Genomic DNA, 23499 nt, shown 5'->3' on the forward strand with positions numbered 1-23499 from the left:
CACCCTGATCGGCGTGTTCACTCACCATTCAAGATATCCCCCAGCGAGACGCAATGACCAAGACTCCCCGATTTCCGATCGTCAGCCCGCCAACGCCCGAGAAGCGGCCGGTTTCCGATACCCATCATGGCATCACGCGAACCGATGAGTACGCATGGCTGCGGGCCGACAACTGGCAGGAGATGTTCAGGGATTCTTCCCTGCTCGATGCGGCCATCCGCGCCGAACTCGAAGCCGAAAACGCCTATCAGTCGAAGCTGATGGCCGACACATCGGATCTGCAGAAGCAGCTTTTCAAGGAAATGAAAGGCCGTATCAAGGAGGACGATTCATCGGTTCCCATGAAGGACGGGCCCTATGCCTATGGTTCTTCGTTCAAGCTCGGCGGCGAGCAGCCGCGCTATTTCCGCATGTCGCGCGACGGCGGGCCTGAGCAGATCCTGCTCGACGGCGACATGGAGGCGAAAGGCAAAGCCTATTTCCGGCTTGGCGGTGTCGACCATTCGGCCGATCACGGCAAGCTGTTGTGGGCCTTCGACGACAAGGGTTCCGAGTTCTACACGCTGCGCGTGCGCGACCTTGCCGACGGCAAGGAACTGGCCGACCAGATTCCCGCCACCGGCGGTTCGGGCGTGTGGAGCGCGGGCAATGACGGGTTCTTCTACACGCGCCTCGACCCCAACCACCGGCCGTCAAAGGTGCTCTTCCACGCACTGGGACAAGACCCTGAAAACGACCGCCTGATCTATGAGGAAACCGATCCCGGCTTCTTCATGAATGTCGACGGCACCCGCAACAACCAATGGATCATGATCGGCATCAACGATCACGAGACCTCGGAATATCGCCTGCTGAGCGCCAGCGATCCGTTTGCCGAGCCGAGGCTGGTTTGCGGGCGCGAAACCGGGCTTCAGTATGAGTTGGAGGAAGGCGGCGACGTCTTCTTCGTCCTGACCAATGCGGACGGCGCGAAGGACTTCAAGATCATGACGGCGCCGGCAAGCGATCCAGTTCGCGCCAACTGGCGGGAGCTGGTTCCGCATGAGCCGGGCCGGCTGATCCTGTCGGTGATCGGCTTCAAGGACCATATGGTCCGGCTCGAGCGCAAGGAGGGCCTGCCGCGCATCGTCGTGCGGGATCGCGCCAGTGGCGAGGAGCACCTGATTTCATTCGACGAGGAGGCCTTCTCGCTCGGCCTGTCGGGTTCCTATGAATACGATACCGACATCATGCGCTTTTCCTATTCGTCGATGACGACGCCGTCGCAGGTCTTCGACTACAACATGCGCACCCGCGAGCGGGTGCTGCTCAAGACCCAGGAAGTGCCGTCGGGCCACGATCCGGACCATTATGTCACAAGGCGACTGATGGCCCCCGCCACCGATGGCGAGTTGGTGCCGATCTCGCTTCTGCACCACCGCGACACGCGACTGGACGGATCGGCACCTTGCCTGCTCTACGGCTACGGCTCCTATGGCATTACCGTGCCGGCCGCCTTCAACACCAACTGGTTCTCGCTGGTCGACCGTGGGCTCGTCTTTGCCATCGCCCATGTGCGCGGGGGCAAGGACAAGGGTTACGGCTGGTACGATGACGGCAAGCGTGAGCACAAGATGAATACCTTCACCGACTTCATCGCCTGCGCGCGCCACCTCGTTGCCGAACGCTATACCGCGCATGACCGCATGGTCGCGCAAGGCGGCTCGGCCGGCGGCATGCTGATGGGCGCCGTCGCCAACATGGCGCCGGACTGCTTTGGCGGCATCGTCGCCGAGGTTCCGTTCGTCGACGTGCTCACCACCATGCTCGACGCGACCCTGCCGCTGACGCCGCCGGAATGGCCGGAATGGGGCAACCCGATCGCGTCCGCCGACGACTACCGGACGATCGCCGCCTATTCGCCCTACGACAATGTCGCGGCACTCGACTATCCGCCGATCCTGGCGCTTGCCGGCCTCACCGACCCGCGCGTCACCTATTGGGAGCCGGCCAAATGGGTGGCGCGGCTGCGCGACCGCAAGAGCGGCGACAATCCGGTGCTGTTCAAGATCAACATGGATTCCGGCCATGCCGGTGCGTCCGGCCGGTTCTCACGCCTGGAAGAGATCGCCTATACTTATGCCTTCGCGCTGAAGGTAACGGGCAAGGCGCAGCTTGCCGGGGCGACACTCAAATGATCGATCTGTCCACGTTGATTGCCTATGTCGCCGTCGTGCTCGGCTTTGTCTTCATCCCGGGTCCGGCCACGCTGTTGACGATCGCCCGGGCAACGAGTTCGGGGACAAAGGTCGGGATCGCGACCGGCGCCGGGATCGCGGCCGGCGACATATTTCACACTGTCATGGCAATGGTCGGGATCTCTGCGATCATCGCCACGTCGGCGACGCTGTTCAGCATCGTAAAGTATATCGGCGCGGCCTACCTTGTTTACCTCGGCATTCGCGCCATCATCGAGAAAACGCCGGCCCACCCCTCTGCCGGCGCGCTCGCCATCTCCGCCGGCAAGGCGTTTCGGCAGGCTGTCCTGACCGAAGTGCTCAACCCCAAGACCGCGCTGTTTTTCCTGGCATTCCTGCCTCAGTTCGTGCGACCCGAAAACGGAACGGTGATGCTTCAATTGGCCGTATTGGGAATTGTCTTCGTCGTGCTCGGTCTTTTCAGCACGGTCGTCTTTGCCGTGAGCGCCGGTCGCCTCGGCAGTTTCCTGCGCCGAAATCCGACCGTGCTGAAATGGCAGGGCAAGATTGTCGGCGGCATCTACTGCGCCCTGGGCGTACGTCTGGCGTTGCAGCAACGCTGAGGGCTCGGACAGCACGTTCACTTTTGGGTTCGGCGATCATGACTTTTTGAATTCCGCTTTGCTTATTTGCGCTCGCAATTGTGCCAGCCCCGCGCTAACCAGTGCGCGGCTTTTCGCAAGCCGCGCTTGCCATGTTTGCTACTGGGGTATGCCATGCTGCTCGTCGACGTCTATCTCGACAAATCGCCGATCCAGGGCATTGGCGTCTTTGCCAAGCACCACATCCCCAAGGGCACGCTGATCTGGAAGCTCGACCCCCGCTTCGATCGGATCATCGATGTCGAGACCTATGAGGGCGAAACCGGGCCGGTGAAGAACTATCTCGACCGCTATTCCTACCCGGACCGGCGCGATCCGGCCTATATCGTCTTCGAAGCCGACGACGCCCGCTACATGAACCATGACGACGAGCCGAATTGCGATGTCTCCTCGCCCGAGGAAACATACGCCTTGCGCGACATCGCACCCGGCGAGGAACTGACCTGCAACTACAATCTTTTCTTCGAGACGGGCTTCGATTTCCTCGGCGACCGGCACCTCTAGTCTGAAAATAGGGACATGGCTCCTAAAAGCCGGGCCTGGAGACTTCGATTGCCCGGCCCGACAGGATGGTGGTGGCGAAGTTTTCGCCACCGTCCGATGCCATCGTCGACGACGCCCAGGATTCAATCTGGCGCTGTTCGACGCGCTGGCAAAAATGATCTGGGCCTGGACACTCAATTCGCAGCCGGCTTGCGCGCCGGATAACCATTGGGATGCGGCGGTACTGCCTTGAGATAGGCGGCGATCGCCGCGCGATCCCCGGCAGTCAGCTCGGCCATGTTGCGTTGCACGTCGACCATGGCGCCGCCGACGGAATCGAAGTTGGGCGTGAAGCCCGTCTCGAGATAGTTGGCTATGTCGGCTTCCGACCAGTTGGCGATGCCGCCCTTGCCCGATGTGATGTTGGGCACGACGCCTGAGCCCTCTGCGGCCACGGCACCCGCCAGCCACTCGCCTTTCCTGGTCCCGCCCGCGAGATCACGCGGCGTGTGGCATTCGCCGCAATGGCCAGGTCCTTCGACCAGATAGCGCCCGGCCATGACCGGATCAGGCGTACCATTGGCGAACGCAATGACAGGCTGATCGCTGAGATAGAGCCGTTTCCACAGGCCGATGCCACGGCGGATGTTGAATGGGAAAGCCAGCGTATTGGCCGGCGCCTTGCCGGCGACCGCGGGCAGCGTCTTCAGAAAGGCATAGAGATCGGCAATGTCAGACGGCTTCATGCGGGCGTAGGACGCGTAGGGAAAGGCCGGATAGAAATGCTCGCCAGACGGCGACACGCCCTTGAGCATGGCGTTGGCGAGATCCTCGACCGACCATGCGCCGATGCCGTCCTTGGGATCTTGCGAAATGTTGGGCGGAACGAAGGTGCCGAACGGCGTCTTGAGTTCGAGGCCGCCCACCAGTTGAAGCCGCGCATCGCCCTGCGAGCCGGGCTTTGCGTGGCAGGATGTGCAGCCGCCGGCATAGAAAATGCGCTTGCCCCGGCTAGCATCGCCCGGTCCGAGTTGCGCCAGGGCGGTCTTATCCAGCCTGACCGGCGCCGACAAAAGCCAACCAGCGGCCGCGCCGACACCGCCCAGAACAAGGGCCGCGCCGGCGAGCTTCTTCAGCCATGCCATATCAGGCAATCAGCCCTTCTTGATCCTGTAGCCCTGATGGCAGGCGCCGCAATCCGAGCCGAGGGTGCCGACTTGGGCCTTCAGCGCGTCGGCATCGGCGGGAGCCGCGGCGACCGCGGCCTTGACGTCGGCGAGATATTTGTCCTCGGCGGCCTTGAAGCCGGCCGTGTCCTCCCAGATCTTCGGCCCCGCCGTGGTGTCGCCGGTATCGCTGCCTTTCGGGAACAAGGCATCGACGTCGAACTTCTCGGCATTCGCCTGCAGCGCCTGCAACTGCGTCAGCACGGCAGCGGCGTCAAAGGGCTCCTCGCCCTTGGCCACTTTCGACAGGCCGCCGACGATCTTTCCGCGCTCCTTCATCAGAGCCTGCCGGTCGAGGATCGGATCGGCAAAGGCCGCCGAACCGGCGAAGGCGAGCGTTGAGATGGCGATGACAAGCTTTCTCATTCATTTGGCTCCATGATGAAGGCATTTCAGGACTCGACGTTAACGGATGTCGCGGACGGATTATTCCCTTCCTCCGACCGATTTTGCCGAACGGTGAGTGACTGGGGAGATCTCGGCTCTCCAAAAAGAAAAGCCCCGGAATGCCGGGGCTTTTCTGCAGGTCGATCAAGCTTTTTCGTACAATTCCAGCACGTGATCCCAGTTGATCAGGCTGTCGACGAACGCCTCGAGATATTTCGGCCGCGCGTTGCGATAGTCGATGTAGTAGGAATGCTCCCAGACATCGACGCCGAGGATCGGCGAGGCGCCATGAACGAGCGGGTTCTCGCCGTTCGGCGTCTTCGAGATCGCCAGCTTGCCGTCCTTGACCGAAACCCAGGCCCAGCCCGAACCGAACTGTGTCGTGCCTGCCGCGATGAAGTCGGCCTTGAACTTGTCGTAGCCGCCGAGATCGCTGTCGAAAGCCTTCTGCAGCGCGCCAGGCAGCTTGTTGCCGCCGCCGCCCTTCTTCATCCACTTCCAGAAATGGATGTGGTTGTAATGCTGCGCGGCATTATTGAAGAGGCCGGCATTCTTGCCGAACGACTGCTTGACCACCTCTTCGACCGACAGGTCGCCAAGGCCCGCCTCGGCGGCCAGCTTGTTGCCGTTGTCGACATAGGCCTTGTGGTGCTTGTCGTGGTGATACTCCAGCGTCTCTTTCGACATGTAAGGCTGCAAGGCCTCATAGTCATAGGGCAGAGCGGGCAATTCAAAAGCCATGGGTAGTACTCCCTCGTGGAAAAATCCGGTGTCGATACCGGATTAAGATAGGTCTGGATTGAGCTGGAACAACTCCGGAAGTGAAGCGCCGGTTCCCTTTCTAAGCGGGTTCCGGAAAACTGTCACACGGTTTTCCTGCGGTGAGGCGTGCAGCGACAAAACGGCCAGACTGGCGCGTCAGCCTGCCGATTTCGAATGCGCCCATTCCCAATAGAGTTCACGCGCCTTCTTGGCCACCGGTCCGGGTTGCAGGTTGCGATCCTCGATGCGCGTGATCGGCACCACCTTGGAGTGGTTGCCGGTCGAAAAGATTTCGTCCGCTTCGAGGAAATCGCGCACCGACAAGGTCTTTTCGGTGGCTTTGAAGCCATACTCACCGAGCAGATTTATCGTGCGCGAACGCGTGATTCCGGACAGGAAGGTTCCGTTCGGCGCCGGCGTGAAGACATGTCCATCCTTGACCAGGAAAATGTTCGAGGTCCCGGTCTCTGCGACGTTGCCCAGCATGTCCAGAACCAGCGCATTGTCGAAGCCGCGCATCTTGGCCTCGAGAATGGCGCGGCCATTGTTGGGATAAAGGCATCCGGCCTTGGCATTGGTCGGCATGGTTTCGATCGTCGGGCGCCGGAACGGCGACACCGTGACCGAAAAGCCGGACGGCGAGATCATCGGCGATTCATACAGGCAGAGGCAGAAACGGGTCGATGCGGGATCGGCCGGCACGCCCATGTAGCCGCCATGCTCGGCCCAGTACATCGGCCTGATATAGACCGCCGTCTTGCCGTCGAACTTCTTCAGCCCATCCCAGGTCAGCCCGACGATCTGTTCGGGCGTCATGTTCGGCTTGAGGCCAAGCGCGATCGCCGAGGCGTTCACCCGCCTGGCATGGAGGTCGAGGTCGGGCGCCACGCCTTCGAACCAGCGCGCGCCGTCGAACACGCTGGTGCCGAGCCACATCGCATGGCTGCGCGGCCCCAATATGGCGACATTGCCCTCGTACCAGTCCCCGTCGACGAAGGTCCATGTCGCGGATTGCGCCGCTGCCGCCAGTGTCATTGCGTTGTCCCGTTCCAATCAATGTTGTGTGATGACATTGGATGATGCTTTGGCCGCCGCCGTCAACGGGCATCGGGGGAGTTTTGTTGAGGCCAGCGGCGGGCGCGGTGCAATCAAGGCTTGCACCGCGCCCCGCCTCCCCTCAAAACTGTCGCCATGCAATACGCCGCCTATGTTTTCGATGCCTACGGTACACTGTTCGACGTGCATGCCGCCGTGCGCCGCCATGCCGACCGGATCGGGCCGGACGGCCAGTTGCTGTCGGAGATCTGGCGCGCCAAGCAGCTCGAATATTCCTGGGTGCGCACGTTGATGGGCGCCTATGCCGATTTCTGGCAGCTGACCGAGCAGGCGCTCGACTTCGCCCTGCGCAAGGTCCCCTCGGCCGATTCAAGCCTGAAGGCCAGGCTGCTCGAAGCCTACTGGCGGCTGGATTGCTATCCTGAGGTGCCGGCCGTGTTGAAGGCGCTCAAGGCCTCGGGAGCCAGGCTGGCGATCCTCTCCAACGGCTCGCCCGAAATGCTGGAAGCTGCCGTCAAGTCCGCCGCGCTCGATCAGGTTCTGGACGACATCTATTCCGTCGACGCGGTGCGCCGCTTCAAGACCGATCCGGCGGTCTACGACATGGTCGCCACCGGCTGGCGCCTCTATCCCGGCGCGGTGTCCTTCCAGTCCTCGAATCGCTGGGACATTGCGGGTGCCACCAAATTCGGCTTCCGCACGGTGTGGATCAACCGTTCGAACCAGCCCGAGGAATATCGGGACTTCCCGCCAACCCTGATCCTGCCGACCCTCGAAGCCTTGGTCACCGCCTAAGCTATCCATCTGTTGCCCTGGCGCCACAGTTGCGGCACGGTCACAGCTTCGCCTTTGTTTGTCCACGTTCGGGCCAGAATCGGAACCGCCTATCGCGCCAAGTGTTGTCAGGCACCTGCAGCGGCGATCGGCGTATTGACGCTTTGTTGCGATTTGAGTCCTAAAGAAGGCAGTCATGTCCATAACCGAAATCGAATCCTATCGCCTGAGCCGTCGCGGCTTCCTCAACGCCGCAGCATTGGGCGCCGCATCGATCGCGGTTTCCGCATGCGCCACCACCGGCCCAGCGCCGGTCGAGCCACCGCCGCCGACCTATGTCGAGCCACCGCTTGCCGATTATGCGTCAATGTACGCGGCCGTCAGCGATGGCGGCTTCGACCTGCCGGCCATCCCCGTCGACAGGATCGATCCGCAGTTCCTGCGTCAGGTCGTTCCGGACCCAACCGGGCAGAAACCAGGAACCATCGTCGTCGATACGACGGGCCATTTCCTCTATCTGGTTCGTCCGGGCGGTCAGGCGATCCGCTATGGCGTCGGCCTTGGCCGCGCCGGATTCGAATGGTCGGGCGACGCTGTCGTCCAATGGAAGCAGAAATGGCCGAAATGGACGCCGCCGGATGAGATGATCGCCCGGCAGCCGGAACTGAAGCAGTACAGCGCCGACAATGGCGGCATGCCCGGCGGGCTGAAGAACCCGCTAGGTGCCCGTGCGCTCTATCTCTTCCAGGGCAATGTGGACACACTTTACCGCCTGCACGGCTCGCCGGAATGGCGCTCGATCGGCAAATCGGTGTCATCGGGCTGCGTGCGCCTGATGAACCAGGACATCATCGACCTCTACGACCGGGTGCCGTCGAAAAGCCCGGTCATCGTGACCAGCGATGCCAGCCAGCCGATGGCGGCCGCGGCGACCGCGAACCACAAGGCGATCCCGATCGATGCCGGGGTGCCGGACGGATCTGTCCTGCTCGGCCCCGTCAAAGCGGTCACGAACGCGATCTTCTGATCCGGCTTCGCCCAGGGAATATGCTCGGCGCCACGTGTCCAAGCGGATGCGCGGCGCTATAAAGCATAGACTTTGCCGCAGGGCTCAGCGCCCCCGCGACAGGCTGCCCAGGATACCACGCACGATCGCACGTCCGACCGACGAGCCGACCGAGCGCACCACCGACTTGATCGCCGCCTCGGCGACCGTCTGGCGATTGGAGGGGCGCGGTGCCGGCGCGCGGCGGCCACCCGACTGCGGGGCGGGATCGTCATTGCCGAAGCCCGGAATTGTCCAGCGCGAGCCACCGGTGCCAGCCTGCTGCGCCTGCTCTTCGGCGTCCTGTGCGTCCTTGGTCTTCTTCTGCAGTATCTCGAAGGCCGACTCGCGATCGATGACCTGGTCGTACTGGCCGGAGACGGGGCTTTCCGCGACCAGCTTTTGCCGCTCGGCCGGGGTTATTGGACCAAGCCGCGACGACGGCGGACGGATCAGCGTGCGCTGTACCATGGACGGCACGCCCTTGGCCTCCAGCGTCGAGACCAGCGCCTCGCCGGTGGCGAGCTGGGTAATGGTGGAGGCGCAGTCGAAGTCGGGATTGGGGCGGAACGTTTCCGCCGCCGTCCTCACCGCCTGCTGCTCGCGCGGCGTATAGGCGCGCAGAGCGTGTTGAACGCGGTTGCCGAGCTGTGCCAGCACCTTCTCGGGGATGTCCAGGGGATTCTGCGTGACGAAATAGACGCCGACGCCCTTCGAGCGGATCAGGCGGACCACCTGTTCGACGCGGTCGATCAGCACTTTCGGCGCCTCGTCAAAGAGCAGATGCGCCTCGTCGAAAAAGAACACCAGCTTCGGCTTGTCGGGATCTCCCACCTCGGGCAGTTCCTCGAACAGTTCCGACATCAGCCAGAGCAGGAAGGTCGCGTAGAGCCGCGGGTTCATCATTAGCTTGTCGGCGGCCAGCACGCTGACGGCGCCCCGGCCATCACGCGTGGTGCGCATGATGTCGGCGATGCGCAGAGCCGGCTCGCCGAAGAAATTGGCCGCGCCCTGTTGCTCCAGCACCAGCAGCGTGCGCTGGATGGCACCGACCGATGGCTTGGTGACATTGCCGTAGCGGGCGCTGATCTCTTCGGCGCGCCCGGCGATGTTGGCAAGCAGCGCCTGCAGGTCCTTGAGGTCAAGGAGCAGCAGGCCCTCTTCATCGGCAATGCGGAAGGCGATGTTCATGATGCCCTCCTGCGCGTCGGTCAGGTTCATCAGCCGCGACAGGAGCAGCGGTCCCATTTCCGATATCGTTGCGCGGATGGGGTGGCCTTGCTCACCGAACAGGTCCCAGAAGATGACGGGGAATTCCTGGAAATCGTAGGGATCGAGCTTGACCTGTGCGGCCCGCTTGACGAGAAAATCCTGAGCCGTGCCCATCATGGCGATACCGGACAGGTCGCCCTTGATGTCGGCGCAGAACACCGGTACGCCGGCATTCGAAAAGCCCTCGGCCAGGACCTGCAAGCTAACCGTCTTGCCGGTACCGGTGGCGCCCGTCACCAGGCCATGGCGATTCCCGTACTGCAGCAGCAATTGTTCGGGACGCTGATAGCTGTCATCGGGCTTGCGGCTGGCGCCGATGAAAATACTGGTGTCGTCAGCCATATATAGGGTCTCCGCAAACTGATGTGTCTAAAAAGGCAGCCTTTGGCCGAAGGTATAGTGAGGCTGTTGCACAGCGACAATGCCAATCGTCCAAAGCGGGGCCAATCGTCCAAATTGCCCCAATCGGACCTATCGCCGAAATCGGATTTTGGAACTTGCGGATTTTGTTGGTGTTTGGCAATCGTTCATGGTCCGTCCACGCAAGCGCCCTATATCAGATGGATCGAATTCAGACCCTGGACGCGCATTGCGATAACCGACCGGGGACCTTAGACTGAGCTGCTCCGGGCTGGTGCGGCGACATAAACGAGGAAGATGGATGGGCGCTGGAGCCTTGACCAGGGACGTTGAACCGGGGGATGCCGAACGCCAGCGATGGCTGGCCTTGGCGGAAAAAGCGTTGGCCGGCGCATCCTTCGAGGAAAAGCTGGTTTCGCATACCGACGACAGCATCCGCATCGAGCCACTCTATGACCGTGCGGCCGGGGCCGAGCCGATCGTGCGCGCGAATCCTCGGTCGCCGTGGATTGTCAGCCAGCGCGTCGACGATCCCGATGTCGATCGTGCCAAGGCGCAGGTCCTGGATGATATCGCGCAAGGGGCGACAGGGTTGTCGCTCGTCTTCGAAGGTGCGCCGAACGCATTCGGCTACGGCTTGCCGAGGACCGCGCAGGCGCTGGAGACGGTGCTGGAGGGCGTACCCCTCAACCGGATGCAGATACGCATCGACACTCACCCGTGGAGCCGGCCGATGGCCGACTGGCTGGTGGCGTTTCTGGGCAAGCGCCGCTCCGATCCGGCAAAGCTGAACCTGTCCTTCGGCATCGATCCGGCGGCGATCCTTGCCGGCACCGGCCGGCTGCGCATGTCGATCGAGGCGCTGCAGGAATCGATGCCGCAATCGCTGGCGCACTTCTTCTCGATGGGCGTGCCGGGCGTGCTCCTGGAAGCGGACGGGCGCGTCTTCCACAATGCCGGCGCCACGGAAGCGCAGGAGCTCGGGATCATGCTGGCTTCCGCGGTTTCGTATCTCAGAATGTTCGAGAAGGCGCGGCAGCCACTCGTCTATGCCGCGCCTCATATCGGCTTCGCACTCAGCGTCGACCAGGACCAGTTCCTCTCCATGGCCAAGGTACGGGCCCTGCGCAGGCTTTGGGCACGGGTGCAGGAGGCTTGCTCGATCCCCAATTCCACGGCCAACATCCATGCCGAGACATCATTCCGCATGATGACGGCATTGGACCCGGAGACCAACATCCTGCGCACGACGATAGGCTGCTTCGCAGCGGCCGCGGGGGGAGCCGATTCAATCTCCATCCTGCCGCATACGATCGCGCACGGCCTGCCGGCTCCCTTTGCCCGCCGCGTGGCACGCAACGCGCAGCTGATCATGGCCAATGAAAGCCATGTCGATCACGTCGCCGATCCCGCCTGTGGTTCAGGCGCGGTAGAGGCGCTGACATCAGATCTTTGCGAAGCCGCCTGGGCGGAGTTGCAGACGATCGAGGCCGAAGGAGGAATACTGTCCAGCCTCCGTGACGGGCACATCCAGAAGCGCGTTCGCACCGCGGCCGCTCGTCGCGACGCCGCCTTCAGGTCCGGCGAGCGGGCCATCATCGGCACCACACTCTATCCACAGAAGGCCGAGCGCCCGGTCGAGACACTGGACGCAAAGCAGCGGCCGGCTTTCACCGAAGGTGTCGTCCTGTGCGAACCGCTGTTTCCGGCCCGCATCGACCAATCCATCGGGGCGGTCCCTTGATTCCGGATTTCAGCCAGATCGGCTGGGTGCCGCCGCGCCGCGCACCGGTCGAGGTCAAGGGCCAGCGGGTGACGCCGGAAGGGCTTGTGGTCAAGCATCTGTACAATCAGGGCGACCTCAAGGGCCTGCCGTATCTCGACACCTACCCGGGCTTGCCGCCATTCGTGCGTGGCCCCTACCCCACCATGTATGTCCAGCAGCCGTGGACGATCCGGCAATATGCCGGCTTTTCGACGGCCGAAGAGTCCAACGCCTTTTACCGGCGCAATCTTGCCGCCGGCCAGAAAGGCCTGTCTGTCGCCTTCGATCTCGCCACCCATCGCGGCTATGACAGCGACCATCCACGCGTCGCCGGCGATGTCGGCATGGCTGGCGTCGCCATTGATTCCATTCTCGACATGCGACAGCTCTTCGACGGCATTCCGCTCGGCGACATGACGGTGTCGATGACGATGAATGGCGCGGTGTTGCCGATCATGGCGCTCTATATCGTCGCGGCGGAGGAACAGGGCGTTGCGCAGAAGGACCTGGCCGGGACCATTCAGAACGACATTCTGAAGGAGTTCATGGTCCGCAACACCTACATCTATCCGCCAAAGCCCTCGATGCGGATCGTCTCGGACATCTTCTCCTACACGTCGAAGAACATGCCGAAGTTCAATTCGATATCGATCTCCGGCTACCATATGCAGGAAGCCGGCGCGACGGCCGACCTGGAACTCGCCTATACGATCGCCGACGGCATCGAGTATGCCCGCGCCGGTGTCGCGGCGGGCCTCGACATCGACCGCTTCGCGCCGCGCCTCTCCTTTTTCTGGGCGATCGGCATGAACTTCTTCATGGAAGTGGCCAAGCTCAGGGCCGCGCGCCTGCTGTGGGCGACCCTGATGAAGAAGAATTTTGCACCGAAGGATGAGCGCTCGCTGTCGCTGCGCACCCATTGCCAGACTTCCGGCTGGTCGCTGACGGCGCAGGACCCCTACAACAACATCATCCGCACCATGATCGAGGCGATGGCCGCGACTCAGGGGCATACGCAGTCGCTGCACACCAACTCCTTTGACGAGGCGATGGCGCTGCCGACCGATCATTCGGCGGGTATCGCCCGCAACACGCAGCTCATCCTGCAGAAGGAATCCGGCACCACGCGCGTCATCGACCCGTGGGGTGGGTCGACCTATCTCGAACGGCTGACCCATGATCTGGCGGCGCGCGCATTGATCCATATCGAGGAGGTCGAGGCTCTAGGCGGCATGGCGGCCGCGACCGAACAAGGCATTCCGAAGCTGCGCATCGAGGAAGCAGCGGCGCGCACGCAGGCACGCATCGATTCCGGCGAGCAGATGCTGGTTGGGGTCAATGCGCATCGCCCCGAGAACGACATCGAAGTCGACGTGCTGAAGATCGACAATGCCGAGGTCAGGGCGCGGCAATTGTCGAAACTGCAACGGCTGAAAGGCACGCGCGAGGTCGCTGCCGTGGAAAGCGCGCTTGATGCGCTGACCCGCGCCGCGCAGGGCAACGAAAACCTGCTGGAATTCGCCATCCGCGCCGCGCGCGCCAACGCCACGGTCGGCGAGATTTCGTTCGCGCTGGAAAGGGCCTTTGGCCGCCATGTCGCGACGGTGCAGACCATTTCCGGCGTCTACCGCAAGGCGCTTGGCGACAATCCCGTGGTCGATGGGCTGCAGGACAAGATCAGCGCTTTCGAGAAGAAAAACGGCGGCAAGCCGCGCATCCTCGTTGCCAAGATGGGACAGGACGGCCACGACCGAGGGCAGAAGGTGATCGCCACCGCTTTCGCCGATCTCGGCTTCGACGTCACTGTCGGCGCCATGTTCCAGACACCGGAAGAGATCGCGAAACTGGCGGTCCAGCATGACGTCCATATTATCGGCGCCTCATCGCTGGCGGCAGGGCACCTGACGCTGATCCCCGAATTGCGCGACGCGCTGAAAAAGTTGGGCCGAGGCGACATGCTGATCGTGGCCGGCGGCGTCATCCCGCCGCAGGACTACGACGCGGTGCTGCAGGCCGGCGCGGCGGAAATCTTCCCACCGGGCACCGTCATCCCGGATGCGGCTGACCGGCTGATGGACCGGCTGCTATCGGGCTGAGCGAAAACACTCTGCATTGCCGGAAAGGTTGCGCCACAATGACGGACGCAACCATGGGTAACAGCTTTGAAGACTCTCATCCACAAGCTCGACGACGGATCGGGGGCCGTGATCTTGCCACGGAAATGCTCGGCTTCATTCTAAGACCGGTGGAGAGCAACGACGTCGAACGGCGGATGCGCGCTGGTCGTGATGTCATGGACAAATATGAGGTCGCGTTGCAAAGTTGCCAAGTAGCTGTTGTCAGCTATCCGAAAGCTTGACGATTTCCCATTCCTTGCCGTTGACCGCGGCCACGTCGCCGACCTTCTTGCCGAACAGCGCGACGGCCATCGGCGAAACATGAGAAATGCTGCCCTTGGTGGGATCGGCCTCGTCCTCGCCGACGATCTTCCAGTGCACCTTCTTGCCATCATCGCCTTCCAGCGTGACACCCATGCCGAAGCGGACGACGTCGCTGCCGGGCTCCGGTACGGACAGTTCGGCGCTCTCGCGCCGCGCGGTCCAGTAGCGCAGATCGCGTGACACGACCGCGATGCGCTCGCGGTCGGCTTTCCTTTCTGCTTTCGCCAGAACGTCACGCAGATCGGCCAGATTGTCCTCGATCTGCGCCAGGCCGCGTTCCGTCACAAGATTGCGGTGCGGGCTGATCGGCCGCTCGCCGACGCCGGCGATTGCGTTTTCGCTGTCTTCTTCGCGGGTAAAAGCTCTGCTCATTGCCTGAACTTAGGCGCCGAATGGCTGCTCGACAAGCCATTGTCGATACCTCGTCGAGTGGAACAGAACGTCTGGCACGATTCCTGCGGTGTCAGGGTCGAACACTGGGATTGTGTGCCGATGTTGAACAGACGGACCCTGCTGACGCAAACGGCCGGCTTTGCCGTGATAGGCCTTGCGCTTGGCAAGGCGGCGGCCGCCAACCTGACCGGCATCGAAAAAGCCTCGATGCGCGGCTCTATCAATGCCACCGAACTTGGTGTGCAGCCCGGGACATTCGACGACCAGAGCAAGGCCTTTGCCAAGCTGCTGCGCGACGCGAACAGCCGGGACATACCGGTGTTCCTGCCGGCGGGCACCTATGTGGTGTCCAATCTCTCGTTGCCCAGCCGTGTGCGTCTTTCCGGCGTGCCCGGGGCAACGCGGATCGTCTATGGCGGCGACGGCCATCTTTTCATGGCTGAACAAGCCGACCATATCGAGCTCGCCGGGCTGGTCTTCGACGGTTCGAACCGTTCGATGGGTGACTATGCGCAAGGGCTGCTCGATCTGCGCAGGGTCGGCCATCTCGTCGTCGACAATTGCCAGATAACCGGAAGCGGCAAGAACGGACTGGCGCTGGAACACGCGGCGGGCCGCATCGAACGCTCCGACATATCGGGCGCGGCGGACGCCGGCATCTACTCGGTCGAAGCGGGTGGACTGGCAATCACCGGCAATGCCGTCTCCGATTGCGCCAATGGCGGCATCCTCGTGCATCGCTGGCAGGCGGCCGAAGACGGCACGATGGTCACCGGCAACCGCGTCGAACGCATCGGCGCGCGCAGCGGCGGGACCGGCCAGAACGGCAATGGCATCAACGCCTTCCGTGCCGGCAACGTCATCATCTCGGGCAACGTCGTCTCGGATTGCGCTTTCTCGGCGATCCGCGCCAACAGTTCCAGCAATTTGCAGATATCAGGCAATACCTGTTCACGCTCGGGTGAAACCGCGGTCTACTCCGAATTCTCCTTCGAGGGCGCCGTCATCAGCAACAACATCGTCGATGGCGCGGCCAATGGCATATCGATCGTCAACTTCAACGAAGGCGGCCGCATGGGTGTCTGCTCGGGCAACATCGTGCGCAATTTGTCGACCAGCGGCCCCTATAGCGCCGATCCACCCGGGTTCGGCGTCGGCATCGGCGTCGAGGCCGACACCACCGTTTCCAACAATGTCATCGAGAACGCGCCGCTCTACGGCATGTCGATCGGCTGGGGCCCGTATCTGCGCAATGTGGTGGCCACCGGCAACATCATCCGCAAGGCAGGCACGGGCATCGTCGTCAGCGTGGTCGAGGGTGCCGGCACGGCCGTCATCTCCGACAACGTCATCGACGGCGCGTTGAACGGCGCAGTCGTCGGCCAGCGCTGGGCGCAGCCGGTGACGGCGGACCTGACCCAGTCAAGCAACAGCGGCTTTGCGCATCTGACGGTCGAGCGCAACCGCGTCAGTTGAGAGCAATCTTCAATTCAAGGCTGGTGTCGGCCTCAGCGCCCCGACCTTGGCACCGATCCGGCTTTCGATCGGCGCGTTGGCCAGTTCGCGCAGCTTCGCCGACAGGGCCTCGTCCGCACGCAGCAGCCTGGCGAGGACGGCGGCGACCATGGCCTCGCCGGCGCGGCCGGCGCCATCGTCGCATTTGATCGCTATGCCGAGGCCAAGTTCAGGTATCGCGCTGCAGTGGACGCCTTCGGCGCCGCCTTTCGCAAAGATGCGGCCAGGTGCTGCTTCCATCAGCGCGACGTCTTCGCGGCCCGTGCCGGCGACAAAAAAGGGCTCCGCCATGCAGGCGGAAAGCAGGCGCTTCGCCGCCTTGGCTCGCTCCGGACCGAAACCATGTGTCGTCGCCATGCGGGCAAAGCCGAGCGCGAAACTCCTGAGCGGCACCGCATAGGTCGGGATCGAGCAGCCGTCGGTCGCTCGCTCATCCGGGCCATGGACAGCGCCGGTTACAGCCTGCATGGCATCGCGCACCATTTCCTGCAGGGCGTGCCCCGCCTTGACGTAACCACGATGCGCAATGCCGGAGTGCACGCAGGTGCAGAGAAACCCGGAATGCTTGCCCGAGCAGTTGTTGTGCAACGCGCTGGGCAAATCGCCGGTGCGGGCGAGCGCAATCTCGGCGTCATGGTTCGAGGGCCAATGCGTGCCGCATTCGAGTGCCGACCCGTCCAGCCCGGCCCTGGCCAACATGGAGCGCGCCAATTCGACATGGGCCGGCTCGCCCGAATGCGAGGCACAGGCCAGCGCCAGTTCGCGGTTACCGAAGCCATAGGCATCGGCAGCGCCGCTTTCGACCAGCGGCAGGGCCTGGATGGCCTTGACCGCCGAGCGCGGAAACACCGGCCTCGAGGTGTCGCCGATCTCCAGGACCGCTTTGCCGTCGGCATCGAAGACCGCGACAGCACCGCGATGCGCGCTCTCGACGATCGCGCCGCGCAAGACTTCGATCAGAACCGGATTTGCCATGCCACCTCCAACGAGTGTCGGGGCGGTTTATCTGATCCTGTCGAGAATGGAAACGTAGTTGGCGACCGCCGCTCCGCCCATGTTGAAGATACCCCCAAGCTTGGCGCCCGGCACCTGGATGCCGCCGGCTTCACCGACAAGCTGCATGGCGGTCAGCACATGCATCGAGACACCGGTCGCACCGATGGGGTGGCCCTTGGCCTTCAGCCCGCCGGACGGATTGACCGGCAGGCGGCCGTCCTTCGCCGTCGTGCCGTCCAGCGCCAGCCTGGCGCCCTCGCCGGGCTTCGCCAGCCCCATAGCCTCGTACTCGATCAGTTCCGCGATGGTGAAGCAGTCGTGCGTCTCGACAAAGGACAGGTCGTCCAGCGTCAAACCGGCGTTCTTCAACGCGCGGGTCCACGCCTGTTCGCAGCCCTCGAAGGACAGGATGTCGCGCTTCGACATCGGCAGGAAGTCCTGCACATGTTCGTTGGCGCGGAAGGCGACGGCGCGGCGCATCTTCAGCGCCGTTGCCGTGTCGGCAAGGACAAGGGCGGCGGCACCGTCGGAGACCAGCGAGCAGTCGGTGCGCTTCAGAGGACCGGCGACGAAGGGGTTCTTCTCGCTCTCCTGCCGGCAGAACTCATAGCCGAAATCCTTGCGCATCTGCGCATAGGGATTGTCGACCCCGTTCTTGTGGTTCTTGGCGGCGATCATCGCCAGCGCATCCGATTGGTCGCCATAACGCTGGAAATAGGCCTGCGCGATCTTGCCGAAGACGCCGGCGAAGCCCGCGGGCGTCTCGCCGTCCTCCGGCAGATAGGACGCCTTCAGCAGGTTCTTGCCGATCTCGGGGCCTGGCGTCGTCGTCATCTGCTCGGCGCCGACCACCAGCACGATGCGGGCCGCGTTGGCATCGATGGCACGGATGCCTTGCCTGACCGCCGCCGATCCCGTGGCGCAGGCGTTCTCGACACGCGTTGCCGGCTTGAAACGCAGCCGGTCGTCCGCCTGAAGCACTAGGCTGGCGGTGAAATCCTGCGCCGAAAAGCCGGCGTTGAAATGGCCGAGTACGATCTCGTCGACCTCGTCCGGGCCGATGCCGGCATGGTCGAGCGCGTCCGTCGCGACCTTGACGATCAGGTTCTCGAGCGTCTCGCCCTCAAGCTTGCCGAAGCGCGAATGCGCCCAGCCGACGATGCATGCGGTCATGGCAATCTCCATCCTTGGCGCGAGGCTAGCATATGGGCTTACGGCACATCTCGCCTTTTATTGTTCAAATATAAACATTCTCGCCCAAGCCGTGAAGGGCCGCAAGCAGACAATCGCTTGGTGCAGGTCGCGCCCACGTCGATTTTTTGTTGATTGACCCGTCAATAAAAAATAACCTCCGCGCAAAAATCGGGAACAACATGCCGAAAGTCGGAATGGAGCCATTGCGCCGCAAGGCGCTCATCGACGCGACGATCTCGGCGATCGGCGAGCGCGGGTCGCTTGACGTGACCATGTCCGAGATCGCCGGGCGTGCGGGCGTGTCGTCCGCGCTTGCCCATCACTATTTCGGCGCCAAGGACGAGCTGTTGTTCGCGACGATGCGGCACATATTGGCTGAACTGACCGTCGATATGCGCCGTGCCCTGCAATCCACCGCCTCCCCGCGCGAACGCGTCTCCGCCGTGGTTGCCGTCAACTTCTCCGACATCCAGTTCCAGCCCGAAACCATCGCCGCATGGCTCGCCTTCTATGTCGAGGCACAGAAATCATCGGCCTTGCGACGGCTGCTCAGGATCTATGCGCGGCGGCTGCATTCGAATCTGATGAGCGGGCTGACCGGCATCCTGCCCCGGGCAGAGGCTGACCGCGCCGCGGAGGCGACAGCCGCGATGATCGACGGGCTCTACATCAGGCGGGCGTTGAAGGACGGCGTGCCCGACGCCGCGACCGCGATCGCGCTGGTCGAGGACTATCTCGAAACCAAACTCGGCGAGCGGCAAAAACAGTGACAGCGAAGCGACCCAATTTCCTGATCGTCATGGTCGATCAGCTCAACGGGACTTTTTTCCCCGATGGGCCAGCCGCGTTTCTGCACGCGCCGCATCTGAAAGCCTTGGCGGCGCGTTCGGCGCGCTTTGCCAACAACTACACGGCGTCGCCACTCTGTGCGCCGGGCCGCGCTTCGTTCATGAGCGGCCAGTTGCCGTCGCGCACCGAGGTCTATGACAATGCCGCCGAGTTCGCCTCGTCGATCCCGACCTTTGCCCATCACTTGCGCGCCGACGGCTATCACACCGTGCTGTCGGGCAAGATGCATTTCGTCGGCCCCGACCAGTTGCACGGCTTCGAGGAGCGGCTGACGACCGACATCTATCCCGCCGATTTCGGCTGGACGCCGGACTACCGCAAGCCCGGCGAACGGATCGACTGGTGGTATCACAATCTGGGCTCGGTGACCGGCGCCGGCGTCGCCGAGATCTCGAACCAGATGGAGTATGACGACGAGGTCGCCTTCCACGCGGTGCAGAAGCTCTATGACTTCGCCCGCGTCTCCGACGATGCCGCGCACCGGCCCTGGTGCCTGACGGTTTCATTCACCCATCCCCACGACCCCTATGTGGCACGGCGGCAGTACTGGGATCTCTACGAGGATTGCCCGGCGCTCGAACCAGAAGTGGGCTTCATCCCCTACGACCGCCAAGACCCGCATTCGCGACGGCTCTACAAGGCTTCCGACTACGACAGTTTCGACATCACGGCAGAGCAGATCCGCCGCTCGCGGCGGGGTTACTTCGCCAACATCTCCTATCTCGACGACAAGGTGGGCGAATTGCTGTCGGTGCTCGAGCGCACGCGCATGCTCGACGACACGATCATCCTGTTCTGCTCGGACCATGGCGACATGCTCGGCGAGCGCGGCCTGTGGTTCAAGATGTGCTTCTTCGAAGGCTCGGCGCGGGTGCCGCTGATGATCGCCGGCAAGGGTGTGCCGGCCGGACTGATCGAGGCGCCGGTGTCCAATCTCGACGTGACGCCGACACTGTGCGACCTCGCCGGCATCGACATGAGCGCGATCGCGCCATGGACCGACGGCCAGTCGCTGCTGCCGTTGCTCCAAGGCAAGCCGCGTACGGCGCCGGTGCTGATGGAATATGCGGCCGAAGGCTCCAACGCGCCGTTGGTGGCGATCCGCGACGGCCGCTACAAGTTCGTCCACTGCGAAATCGATCCGCCGCAACTCCATGATATCGAAGCCGACCCACGTGAATTGAGCAATCTCGCAACCGATCCGGCGCATGCGGATCTGGTGGCGGCCTTCACGGAAAAGGTCCGCGCGCGCTGGGACATGGCGGCTTTCGATGCTGCCGTGCGGGCCAGCCAGGCGCGGCGCTGGGTGGTCTATCCGGCATTGCGCAACGGCACGCACTACCCCTGGGAGTTCCAGCCGCTGCAGAAGGCTTCGGAACGTTACATGCGCAACCACATGGATCTCAACGTGCTCGAAGAGCAGAAGCGGTTTCCGCGAGGCGAATGAATGGCAGACCTTCTCGTCCCCTCCCTTGACCATCTCAAGCAGGCCTATGCCGTCACCTCCAAGGCGACACAGATCACGCCGCTGCTGGAATCGGCCGCACTCGCCAGGGAAACCGGTGCGGCCCGCGTCTTCATCAAGCCGGAATCGCTGCAATGGGCGGGATCGTTCAAGATACGCGGCGCCTATTGGCGGCTGAAGCGACTTTCGGCAGACGAGGCGAGGAAGGGTGTCGTTGCCTACTCCTCCGGCAATTTCGCGCAAGGGCTGGCCGCCGCCGGCCAGGCGCTCGGCATTCCCGTCACCATCGTCATGCCGATCGATGCGCCCGCCGCCAAGCGTGACGCGACCGCCGGCTACGGCGCACGCGTCGTGCTGACCGACCATGGCGAGCGCGCGCGTGAGGAAGTAGCCGCCGCCAAGGCCCGCGAGATCGCCGAGATGGAAGGGCTGGCACTGCTACATCCGTTCGACGATCCCGAGATCATCGCCGGCCAGGCGGGGGCCGGCCTCGAAGCGCTCGACCAGCTTGCCGCCAAGGACGCCAGCGCCGACCTGTTGTTCTGCTCGGTCGGCGGCGGTGGACTGATCGGCGGCGTTTCGCTCGCCTTCCACTATCTGTCGCCCGCAACCGAGATCATCGGCGTCGAGCCGGAAGGTTTCAACGGCATGGGTTCGTCGCTGGCGCATGGCAGCATCGAGACGATGCCGATCGGTCCGCGGTCGATCTGCGACGGGCTGATGTCGCGGCGGCCGGGCGATGCGCCGTTCGCCGCGGTCAAGACCGCTGGCGTTCGCGGCATCACCGTCGACGATCAATCGGTGCGCCGCGCCATGAGGATTGCTTTCGAGCGCATGAAACTGGTGCTCGAACCGTCCGGGGCTGCATCACTGGCGGCACTGCTCGGCGGCAAGGTGGATGTGAAGGACAGAAACGTCCTTGTTGTGGCTACCGGCGGCAATGTCTCGCTCGCCGATTTTATGGCGCATATGAACCATGCTTGAAGCGGATTTCGTCATCATCGGCTCCGGCTCGGCCGGTTCGGCCATGGCCTATCGCCTGTCGGAGGACGGCAAGCATTCGGTCATCGTCATCGAATTCGGCGGCAGCGATATCGGACCGCTGATCCAGATGCCGTCGGCCTTGTCGATCCCGCTCAACATGAGCCTCTACGACTGGGGGTTTGCCAGCGAGCCGGAGCCGCATCTCGGTGGCCGCGTGCTGGCGACGCCGCGCGGCAAGGTCATCGGCGGCTCGTCCTCGATCAATGGCATGGTCTATGTGCGCGGGCATGCGCGCGATTTTGATCACTGGGCCGAGCAAGGGGCTGCCGGATGGAGCTTTGCCGACGTGCTCCCCTATTTCAAGCGCATGGAAGACTCCGATGGCGGCGAGGACGGCTGGCGCGGGCACGGCGGCCCCCTGCATGTCCAGCGCGGCTCGCGTAAAAACCCGCTCTATGGCGCCTTCGTCGAGGCCGGCCGCCAGGCCGGGTTCGAACTGACCGACGACTACAATGGCGCCAAGCAGGAAGGCTTCGGCCCAATGGAGCAGACCATTCGCGGCGGTCGTCGCTGGTCGGCCGCATCAGCCTATCTGAAGCCGGCGCTCAGGCGGAAAAACGTGAGTCTGGTCAAGGGCTTTGCGCGCCGGGTGATCATCGAGAATCAACGCGCCATCGGCGTCGAAATCGAAGCTCACAAACAGATTCAGGTCGTTAAGGCGCGACGCGAGGTAATCGTCGCCGCGTCGTCGATCAACTCGCCAAAGATCCTGATGCTGTCCGGTATCGGGCCGGCTGAGCATTTGCGCGAAAACGGCATCGCCGTCGTGGCCGACCGGCCCGGCGTCGGCCGCAATCTGCAGGATCACCTGGAGCTCTACATCCAGCAGGAATCGACCAAGCCGATCACCCTGAATTCGGTGCTCAACCCGTTTTCCAAGGCGATGATCGGCGCGCAATGGCTGTTCTTCAAATCCGGCCTCGGCGCCACCAACCATTTCGAGGCGGCGGCCTTCGTGCGCTCCCAGGCCGGCGTCGACTATCCCGACATCCAGTACCATTTCATCCCCGCGGCAGTGCGCTATGACGGCAAGGCGGCGGCGAAGTCGCATGGCTTCCAGGCCCATGTCGGACCGATGCGGTCGAAGTCGCGCGGCTCGGTGACGCTGCGCTCGCCGGACCCCAAAGCCAAGCCGGTCATCCATTTCAACTACATGTCGCATCCCGACGATTGGGCGGAGTTCCGCCACTGTATCCGGCTGACGCGCGAAATCTTCGGCCAGAAGGCCTTCGACGCCTATCGCGGCCAGGAGATCTCGCCAGGCAGCCATGTGCAGTCGGACGACGATCTCGACGTCTTCATCCGCGACCACGCCGAAAGCGCCTACCACCCCTGCGGCACCTGCAAGATGGGCCGCGCCGACGACCCCATGAGTGTCGTCGATGCGGAATGCCGGGTGATCGGTGTCGGGGGACTGCGGGTCGCGGACTCCTCGATCTTCCCGCGCGTCACCAACGGCAATCTCAATGCACCGTCGATCATGACCGGTGAAAAGGCGTCCGACCACATTCTTGGCCGCACGCCGCTGGCGCCGTCCAACCAGGAACCATGGATCAATCCACGCTGGCAGGCGTCGGACAGATAGAGCATGATCCACGCATAGATTGAGCCGCCCAATTTCGCGGCGCCGGAC

General features: G+C 63.2%; 21 protein-coding genes. 13 read left to right on the forward strand and 8 right to left on the reverse strand.

Going from position 1 to position 23499, the window contains the following annotated elements; translation table 11 throughout:
- Positions 1-53 precede the first annotated feature (53 nt).
- From EB230_RS25230 to EB230_RS25240, 3 genes are all read left to right on the forward strand, one after another.
- On the forward strand, positions 54-2177 hold the full coding sequence (locus EB230_RS25230) for a S9 family peptidase (protein ID WP_172374148.1): 2124 nt from the start codon (positions 54-56) through the stop codon (positions 2175-2177).
- Positions 2174-2800, forward strand: a complete 627-nt coding sequence (locus EB230_RS25235) for a LysE family translocator (RefSeq protein WP_056563629.1) — start codon at positions 2174-2176, stop codon at positions 2798-2800. Before EB230_RS25230 ends, EB230_RS25235 begins: the two co-directional genes overlap by 4 nt.
- A 153-nt stretch (positions 2801-2953) precedes the next feature.
- On the forward strand, positions 2954-3343 hold the full coding sequence (locus EB230_RS25240; RefSeq protein ID WP_056563632.1) for an SET domain-containing protein-lysine N-methyltransferase: 390 nt from the start codon (positions 2954-2956) through the stop codon (positions 3341-3343).
- Positions 3344-3516: 173 nt separating this feature from the next.
- On the opposite strand, the gene EB230_RS25245 is transcribed toward EB230_RS25240, so the two are convergent.
- The 4 genes from EB230_RS25245 to EB230_RS25260 all read right to left on the reverse strand — a co-directional run bounded on the left by EB230_RS25245 (position 3517) and on the right by EB230_RS25260 (position 6732).
- Complete coding sequence (locus EB230_RS25245; RefSeq protein WP_172375160.1) at positions 3517-4467, reverse strand: cytochrome c; 951 nt, start codon at positions 4465-4467, stop codon at positions 3517-3519.
- A gap of 9 nt (positions 4468-4476) precedes the next feature.
- A complete protein-coding gene (locus EB230_RS25250; protein ID WP_056563637.1) occupies positions 4477-4914 on the reverse strand; it encodes a cytochrome c in 438 nt (145 codons plus the stop codon).
- A gap of 165 nt (positions 4915-5079) precedes the next feature.
- Positions 5080-5676 carry a superoxide dismutase gene (locus tag EB230_RS25255; protein WP_056563640.1) on the reverse strand — a complete coding sequence of 199 codons (597 nt, stop codon included), beginning with the start codon at positions 5674-5676 and terminating at the stop codon, positions 5080-5082.
- Positions 5677-5853: 177 nt separating this feature from the next.
- Entirely contained in the window at positions 5854-6732 is an 879-nt protein-coding gene (locus EB230_RS25260; RefSeq protein ID WP_172374149.1) for a branched-chain amino acid aminotransferase, read from the reverse strand.
- Positions 6733-6888: 156 nt separating this feature from the next.
- On the opposite strand from EB230_RS25260, the gene EB230_RS25265 reads away from it, so the two are divergent.
- Positions 6889-7548, forward strand: a complete 660-nt coding sequence (locus EB230_RS25265) for a haloacid dehalogenase type II (RefSeq protein WP_056563647.1) — start codon at positions 6889-6891, stop codon at positions 7546-7548.
- A 175-nt stretch (positions 7549-7723) separates the two neighbouring features.
- Positions 7724-8554 carry a L,D-transpeptidase gene (locus tag EB230_RS25270; protein ID WP_172374150.1) on the forward strand — a complete coding sequence of 277 codons (831 nt, stop codon included), beginning with the start codon at positions 7724-7726 and terminating at the stop codon, positions 8552-8554.
- A gap of 84 nt (positions 8555-8638) precedes the next feature.
- Here EB230_RS25270 and EB230_RS25275 read toward each other — a convergent pair whose 3' ends face one another.
- Positions 8639-10186: a helicase HerA-like C-terminal domain-containing protein gene (locus tag EB230_RS25275; RefSeq protein WP_172374151.1), complete on the reverse strand. Its 1548-nt coding sequence runs from the start codon at positions 10184-10186 to the stop codon at positions 8639-8641.
- 319 nt (positions 10187-10505) lie between these two features.
- Here EB230_RS25275 and EB230_RS25280 point away from each other — a divergent pair, with 319 nt between their 5' ends.
- Genes EB230_RS25280 through EB230_RS25290 form a run of 3 tightly spaced genes read left to right on the forward strand, consistent with a single transcriptional unit; the run spans position 10506 to position 14328 of the window.
- Positions 10506-11948 carry a methylmalonyl-CoA mutase subunit beta gene (locus EB230_RS25280; protein ID WP_172374152.1) on the forward strand — a complete coding sequence of 481 codons (1443 nt, stop codon included), beginning with the start codon at positions 10506-10508 and terminating at the stop codon, positions 11946-11948.
- Positions 11945-14065: a methylmalonyl-CoA mutase gene (gene scpA, locus EB230_RS25285; RefSeq protein WP_056563660.1), complete on the forward strand. Its 2121-nt coding sequence runs from the start codon at positions 11945-11947 to the stop codon at positions 14063-14065. The genes EB230_RS25280 and scpA overlap by 4 nt, the downstream gene beginning before the upstream one ends.
- Before the next feature lie 38 nt (positions 14066-14103).
- Complete coding sequence (locus tag EB230_RS25290) at positions 14104-14328, forward strand: hypothetical protein (RefSeq protein WP_155772377.1); 225 nt, start codon at positions 14104-14106, stop codon at positions 14326-14328.
- On the opposite strand, the gene greA is transcribed toward EB230_RS25290, so the two are convergent.
- On the reverse strand, positions 14309-14782 hold the full coding sequence (greA, locus tag EB230_RS25295; protein WP_056563662.1) for a transcription elongation factor GreA: 474 nt from the start codon (positions 14780-14782) through the stop codon (positions 14309-14311). The two genes, EB230_RS25290 and greA, sit on opposite strands and share 20 nt — an antisense overlap.
- Before the next feature lie 120 nt (positions 14783-14902).
- Between greA and EB230_RS25300 the strand changes: the two genes are divergently transcribed.
- On the forward strand, positions 14903-16279 hold the full coding sequence (locus EB230_RS25300) for a TIGR03808 family TAT-translocated repetitive protein (RefSeq protein WP_056563665.1): 1377 nt from the start codon (positions 14903-14905) through the stop codon (positions 16277-16279).
- Between the two features lie 9 nt (positions 16280-16288).
- Here EB230_RS25300 and EB230_RS25305 read toward each other — a convergent pair whose 3' ends face one another.
- The gene (locus tag EB230_RS25305; protein WP_056563667.1) at positions 16289-17293 is read right to left on the reverse strand and encodes an asparaginase; all 1005 of its coding nucleotides are present in this window, start codon (positions 17291-17293) and stop codon (positions 16289-16291) included.
- A 27-nt stretch (positions 17294-17320) separates the two neighbouring features.
- On the reverse strand, positions 17321-18487 hold the full coding sequence (locus EB230_RS25310; protein WP_056565606.1) for an acetyl-CoA acetyltransferase: 1167 nt from the start codon (positions 18485-18487) through the stop codon (positions 17321-17323).
- A 200-nt stretch (positions 18488-18687) separates the two neighbouring features.
- Here EB230_RS25310 and betI point away from each other — a divergent pair, with 200 nt between their 5' ends.
- The 4 genes from betI to betA are packed head-to-tail and all read left to right on the forward strand — an operon-like array spanning position 18688 to position 23451.
- On the forward strand, positions 18688-19278 hold the full coding sequence (gene betI, locus EB230_RS25315; protein WP_056563670.1) for a transcriptional regulator BetI: 591 nt from the start codon (positions 18688-18690) through the stop codon (positions 19276-19278).
- The gene (gene betC, locus EB230_RS25320; protein ID WP_056563671.1) at positions 19275-20804 is read left to right on the forward strand and encodes a choline-sulfatase; all 1530 of its coding nucleotides are present in this window, start codon (positions 19275-19277) and stop codon (positions 20802-20804) included. Before betI ends, betC begins: the two co-directional genes overlap by 4 nt.
- Positions 20805-21806, forward strand: a complete 1002-nt coding sequence (locus tag EB230_RS25325) for a threonine/serine dehydratase (protein ID WP_056563674.1) — start codon at positions 20805-20807, stop codon at positions 21804-21806.
- Complete coding sequence (gene betA / locus EB230_RS25330) at positions 21799-23451, forward strand: choline dehydrogenase (protein ID WP_056563677.1); 1653 nt, start codon at positions 21799-21801, stop codon at positions 23449-23451. The genes EB230_RS25325 and betA overlap by 8 nt, the downstream gene beginning before the upstream one ends.
- The last annotated feature ends 48 nt before the right edge of the window (positions 23452-23499 follow it).

The organism is Mesorhizobium sp. NZP2234, assembly GCF_013170765.1.
GTDB lineage: Bacteria > Pseudomonadota > Alphaproteobacteria > Rhizobiales > Rhizobiaceae > Mesorhizobium > Mesorhizobium loti_D.